The 4,250-nt window shown below is 68.3% G+C and carries 4 protein-coding genes and 1 pseudogene; all 5 read right to left on the reverse strand.

Features of this window, described 5'->3' with window-relative positions:
• Positions 1 to 542: pseudogene (locus N878_RS13700) on the reverse strand (MFS transporter); the annotation flags it as partial.
• 1 nt (position 543) lies between these two features.
• Positions 544 to 1,464 carry an aldo/keto reductase gene (locus N878_RS13705; protein ID WP_021444212.1) on the reverse strand — a complete coding sequence of 307 codons (921 nt, stop codon included), beginning with the start codon at positions 1,462 to 1,464 and terminating at the stop codon, positions 544 to 546.
• Between the two features lie 244 nt (positions 1,465 to 1,708).
• Positions 1,709 to 1,876, reverse strand: coding sequence for a hypothetical protein (locus N878_RS28985; RefSeq protein WP_021444213.1), 168 nt, complete (start codon positions 1,874 to 1,876; stop codon positions 1,709 to 1,711).
• 161 nt (positions 1,877 to 2,037) lie between these two features.
• On the reverse strand, positions 2,038 to 3,525 hold the full coding sequence (locus tag N878_RS13710) for an NAD(P)/FAD-dependent oxidoreductase (protein ID WP_021444214.1): 1,488 nt from the start codon (positions 3,523 to 3,525) through the stop codon (positions 2,038 to 2,040).
• Between the two features lie 80 nt (positions 3,526 to 3,605).
• A complete protein-coding gene (locus N878_RS13715) occupies positions 3,606 to 3,947 on the reverse strand; it encodes a cupin domain-containing protein (protein WP_021444215.1) in 342 nt (113 codons plus the stop codon).
• Positions 3,948 to 4,250: the final 303 nt, after the last annotated feature.

Consider the following 4,250-nt stretch of genomic DNA (forward strand, 5'->3'; position numbering starts at 1 on the left):
AGCATCAGCCCGGCCTCGCCCAGCGCGCCGATCAGCAGCGCGCTCAGCAAAGGGCCGCACAGCCCGCCGACGCTGGCCCCGGCGGCGATAAAGGCGAACAGCCGGCGCGCCTGGGCGCCGTCGAACACGTCAGCCATCAGGCTCCAGGCCACCGAGATGACGAACAGGTTGTAGACCGAGATCCACACGTAGAACACCCGCGCCAGCCAGACGCTGTCGTGATCGAGGCGAAACAGCAGGACGAAGGCCAGCAGGTTGAGGCCGAAGAAGCCGTACACCCAGTCGATGAAATGGATGCGCGGCACCCTGGAGTTGAGCCAGGCCAGCAGCGGCACCGCCAGCAGCATGGCGACGAAGGTGGCGCTGAACAGCCACTGCAGGTTCTCTACCCCGCCGGCGATGCCCATGGCCTCGCGAATCGGCCGCAACATGAAGTAGCCGGCGAACAGGCAGAAGAACAGGGCGAAGCCGGCCAGCACCGCCGCCAGCTCCTGCTCCTCGGCATTGATCGCCCGCGCCAGGCGCCGCTCAAGCGCCGTCATCTCAGGCGAACAGCTCGGCGATGCGCTTACGCTGCGCCGCGTCGGGCAGGCGGCCCTGGCCGGCCAGCAGGTTGTCGGCCATGTAGCGCGGGTTGGAGGTGGCCGGAATCACCGCGGTCACCGCCGGGTGGGCGAGGATGAACTTGAGCATCAGCTGCGCCCAGGAATTGGCATCCAGCTCCACCGTGGCCCAATCCGGCAGCTCCTTGCCGCGCACCCGGTCGAACAGCGCCGAGCGCTGGAACGGTCGGTTGATCAGCACCGCGATGCCCTTGTCGGCGCAGTAGGGCAGCAGCTCGCGCTCGGCATTGCGCTCGCCGATGGAGTAGTTGAACTGGACGAAATCCACCGGCTCCTGGCGCAACACCTCGAGCAGGCGCTCGTGGGCGGAGTCGAGATAGTGGGTGATGCCGATATAGCGCACCCGCCCCTGCTGCTTCAGCTCGCGCAGCAGGCCGAGCTGGGTGGCGGTGTCCTGCAGGTTGTGCACCTGCACCAGGTCGAGGATGTCGGTCTTGAGCGCGGCGAAGCTGGCCGCCAGCTGGCGCTCGCCGGCAGATCGCCCGGTGGAGGACACCTTGGTGGCGAGAAACAGCTTGCGCCGCATGCCGTCCTCGGCCGCTAGCGCGCCGCACACCGCCTCGGCGCGGCCGTAGCTGGGCGCGGTGTCGATCAGGCTGGCGCCGCCGTTGACCAGGGTCCGTAGCACCTCGCGCAGCGGCGCCAGCGCCGCCTCGTTCAGGGCCACGTCGTGGGTGCGCGAAGTGCCCAGGCCGATCACCGGCAGCAGCTCGCCGCTGCTGGGAATCTGGCGCTGCAACAGGCTGCCGGCGGCGAATGCACCGGCGGGCAGCCAGGGCGTCAACGCGGTCAACGCGGCGAGGCTGGCGCTGTGCTGGAGAAAGCGGCGGCGACTGGGCATGGCGTGGCTCCTCTGTGACGGGACGAACGCAGTCCGTTCGTTATAGGCACAGACGCCGCGCAGACCAAGGCGTTGCCGGGCGCGGAAGGGCAGGTGCAGGGAGAGGCGAAAGGGCTACAGGCCCCTGTTCAGGGAGGCGCAGAGGCGAACGGGCGGGCAGTGGATGCAATATCCGGTAACCAAAAGCCCCGCCGCGCCAAGGGGGAAAGGCGGCGCAGCGGTTGGGAAAAATGCGCGGGACGGCTCAGGCGGCCCGGCTGGCGGACTCGCTGATCAGCATGCCGTGGGATACCAGGTAGCAGCGGTGACCGTTCTGCAGGGTCAGCGGGCTGCGGCTGGCAATGACCCAGCCCTTGTTCAGCAGTTGCTCGATATGGGCCCGCAGGGCGGGCAGGTGACGCTGTTCCTTCATGGCCGAGTCCTTCTCAGGCGGGTTTGGCGCAAGGCAAAGTGCCATGACGCCAAGTGATTCATCCGTGACACAGTCGGCAAAAGTGTAGTGGCGCAGTGCCAGGCCGTTAAGCCGCGAAACGGCGTCAATCGCTGTAGGAAAATCGCCATGGACGGCGCCGTTCAGGAGGTCGCCAGCGCCTCGTCCTGCGCGGCGCTCGGCTGGGAAAACTGCAGGTAGCCGTCCTCCAGCTTGCCGTAGCGCAGCAGCGCCAGGTCGAGGGCGTAGTTCTGGTGCAGCTTCCACGGCGCGCGGTCGCCCTGCGCCGGCAGCAGGTGGGCGGCGCGCTCGATATAGCCGGACTTGAGGTCGAGAAAGGGGGCCGGGCGTACGTCGCCCGTGCTATCGCGCGGGGTCGCCTGGCGCATGCCGATGGCATCCAGGTGGCGGATCAGGCGGCAGAAGTATTCGCTGGACAGGTCCGCCTTGAGCGTCCAGCTGGCGTTGGTGTAGCCCAGTATCACCGCCAGGTTGGGCAGGTCGCGCAGCATGATGCCGCGATAGCCCATGCTGCGCGGCGCCTCGAAGGGCGCGCCATCGACGCTCACCGCGATGCCGCCGAACAGCTGCAGCTGCAGGCCGGTGGCGCTGACGATGACGTCGGCGGGCAGCTCCTCACCGCTCTTCAGCCGCACGCCACCAGCGGTGAAGCGCTCGATCTCGGCGGTGACCACCGTCGCCCTGCCCTGACGCAGCACGCGGAACAGGTCGCCGTCCGGCACTGCGCAGACGCGCTGATCCCAGGGTTTGTACGAGGGGCTGAAATGGCGCATGTCGAAACCGGCGCCGAGCTGGCGCCGCGCCAACCCCAGCAGCAGCCGGCGGACCAGGTTGGGGCAGGCCTTGGCCAGCTTGTAGAACAGCAGTTGCAGGCTCACGTTGCGCCCGCGCGCCAGGCGGTACACCCAGGTTTCCGGCAGCACCCGGCGCAGGGCGTTGGACAGGCCATCGCGCTGCGGCAGGTTGATCACGTAGCTGGGCGAGCGCTGCAACATGGTCACCTGCGCGGCGCGCTCGGCCAGCGCCGGCACCAGGGTCACCGCAGTGGCGCCGCTGCCGATCACCAGCACGCGCTTGCCGGCGTAATCGAAGTCCTGCGGCCATAGCTGCGGGTGGATGAAGCTGCCCTGGAAATCCTCGCGCCCGGCGAAATCCGGGGTGTAGCCGGCCTCGTAGCGGTAGTAGCCGGTGCACATCATCAGGAACTGGCAGCTCATACGCAGCGGCTCGGCCTCGTCGCCGCGCTGCACCAGCAGCTGCCAGGTGGCGCTGGCGCTGCACCAGTCGGCCTCGAGCACGCGGTGACGGTAGCGGATCAGCCGATCGACGCCGTGCTCGCGCGCGGTGTCCTCGATATAGCGGCGGATCGCCGGGCCGTCGGCGATGGCCTGCGGGTCGCTCCAGGGCTTGAAGTTGTAGCCCAGGGTGTACATGTCCGAGTCGGAACGGATGCCCGGGTAGCGAAACAGGTCCCAGGTGCCGCCCAGCGCCTCGCGCCCTTCGAGGACGGCGACGCGCTTGCCCGGGCACAGGCGCTTGAGGTGACAGGCGGCGCCGACCCCGGACAGGCCGGCGCCGACGATCAGGACATCCAGGTGTTCGATGGACATGGGGGGCTCGCCCTGCACTAAGGGTGACAGAGCTTTACCTTAGCCCATCGTGCTGTCAGCCGATCTTTGGTGTTGCCGGCTCAGGCGAAGACGAAATACTTGCGCACCGTCTCCACCACCTCCCAGGTGCCGCACATGCCCGGCTCGACGATGAAGATGTCGCCGGCGCGCAGGTGGATCGGCTCCTGACCGTCCGGGGTGATGATGCAGTAGCCCTCCTGGAAGTGGCAGTACTCCCACTTGTCGTAGGCCACCCGCCACTTGCCCGGGGTGCAGATCCAGGTGCCCATGATCTTCTTGCCGTCTTCCGAGGTGTAGGCGTTGAGGTTGACGGTGTGCGGCTCGCCGTCCAGACGTTGCCACTTGCAGGCGTCGAGCACGGGAACGGGCTGGGTGTCGCGCAATACGGTGATAGGTTGCATAAGGGCTCCTCGAGCGGGGTGACAGAACCTGCCCAGGCTAGGGCCGCGGCGCCTGGCGCAGTTGTCTGAACTCGACCTGCAACTGCCTGTAAGCGCGCTCGCCGCGCGCCACTGGCCGGGCGAGCCCGGGCAAGGCTAAGCTGTGGGCCATGACCCGGCCCTACCTGACCCCGTCCCAGAGCAGCCCCACGGATGCCGCCACCGGCCTGCGCATCGGCGGCGACTGGACGCTGGCCCACTACAGCCACCTCGAACCCCAGGTGCTGGCGCTGCGCGAGCGCCTGGCGGCCGAGACGCCCGTCG

The sequence above is a fragment of the Pseudomonas sp. EGD-AK9 genome (assembly GCF_000465935.2).
GTDB lineage: Bacteria > Pseudomonadota > Gammaproteobacteria > Pseudomonadales > Pseudomonadaceae > Aquipseudomonas.